The following is a 1,440-nucleotide window of genomic DNA, read 5'->3' as shown; positions in this document are numbered from 1 at the left end:
TCAAACCAGAGTATCTGCATAGGCATGTGCAAATATTGGGGTACGCGCTCTTCCATCCGTGGCACCTTAGATAATCATACCCATAGTGGTTACAACACTGTCGGCCTTGATCAGGGCTGTACCTCCCAGAACACCAGCACCTGCCATCATCCAGTTCTTGGTGATGTTGATGGCAGACAGGATGATGGTTGCCAGACCGCCAACAAAACCAACAGGGCCCTTCAACATGTCATTGACGGCAACGTCGTACAGGTCGTAGGCAAATGCAGTGTTATCAGCCGGAGCCGTGATTGCCATAGCCAGCTCTGGCATAGCAAAGGCCGACGCAGCAGCCAAAGCAGTCATGACAGCAACACGCTTCTGTTGGGCTTTTTCCTTAAGTTCTTTAAGGTTAATAAAGAGCATTGGTTAGTCTCCAAAAGTTGTATTATTGTGCAGCAATCTTTTGCTGCTGTTTTTTGAGGTAATCGACGATCACCCCGCTTTGGAAGCCGGTAATCAGCCTCCCTTCCAAAAGCAACGAAGGCGTACCGCTCACCCCTACTGATTTTGAAATTCTCAGGTGTTCTTTGATGGCCTCTTTACCGGCATCACAACTTTTGAACGTCCCTGGTATTTTTCCGGCATACATGTCCTTGTATGCAGACTCCCGATCTTTCGAGCAGAGAATATGTTCCACTTTTTTAACAGCTTTAGGATGCACCCTTGTATCGAAGAAGATGAACCGCTGGACAGGTACGTTTTGGGTTTGTAGGAACTGATCATAGCGACGGCAGAAAGGGCAGTCCGGATCGGAAAACTCGATGATCTTCACACCCTTAGGATCTCCGATCACCAATGCCTTACTGGTGTCAAATTCACTGAATTTATCTTCCGTCATTTTCTTTAAAGATTCGGCTGTCAGTGAGTTACCGGATGCGTCAAATATCTCACCGAACATCAATAGTTGTTTTTCCGGGTGAAAGTAGATAATCCCAGTTCCCATATTGACCTCAAAAAGGCCGGGGACAGGTGAAGGCTGAAACCCAACGACACTGATGTTGCTAAATGTCGCTTTCAGCTTTTCTTGAGCTTTCTGGATGTCCGTTTCAGCAAAAGCGGCTTGTGAAAGCAGCGCCATCACCAGGGCAACGATTTTTTTCATTGTTTGCCTTCCTTGCTTTTCTTACTGGTTTTAAAAAGGGATTGAACAGAGAACTGTATCTTTCCGCTTCTCTGGTTGGATTGAGAATTCTTGCTTTGGCTGTCTCGGATAGCTTTGTCGAGATCACTTTGTGAGGGAATGGTGACAACAGTTTGTGTGACAGGTACTACGAAGAACCTACCATTTTTCACGGTAATGGTTTGCTCAACAGAGAATACAGAGCTAGTAAAAAGGATCAGGCTGGAAGAGCGCGTACCCCAATATTTGCACATGCCTATGCAGATACTCTGGTTTGA

General features: G+C 46.2%; 3 protein-coding genes. All 3 read right to left on the bottom strand.

Features of this window, described 5'->3' with window-relative positions:
• Positions 1-66 precede the first annotated feature (66 nt).
• Entirely contained in the window at positions 67-405 is a 339-nt protein-coding gene (locus tag KDK19_RS03765) for a hypothetical protein (RefSeq protein WP_257291359.1), read from the bottom strand.
• 22 nt (positions 406-427) lie between these two features.
• Complete coding sequence (locus KDK19_RS03760; protein WP_257291358.1) at positions 428-1,144, bottom strand: DsbC family protein; 717 nt, start codon at positions 1,142-1,144, stop codon at positions 428-430.
• Positions 1,141-1,440: hypothetical protein (locus KDK19_RS03755; protein WP_257291357.1), on the bottom strand; the 300-nt coding region annotated here is incomplete at its 5' end. The genes KDK19_RS03755 and KDK19_RS03760, both read right to left, overlap by 4 nt.

It is taken from the genome of Endozoicomonas sp. ONNA1, assembly GCF_024606325.1.
In the GTDB taxonomy this organism is placed as follows: domain Bacteria; phylum Pseudomonadota; class Gammaproteobacteria; order Pseudomonadales; family Endozoicomonadaceae; genus Endozoicomonas_A.
Note: the sequence above shows the minus strand (reverse complement) of the source record. Positions and strands in the feature narration are given on the sequence as shown.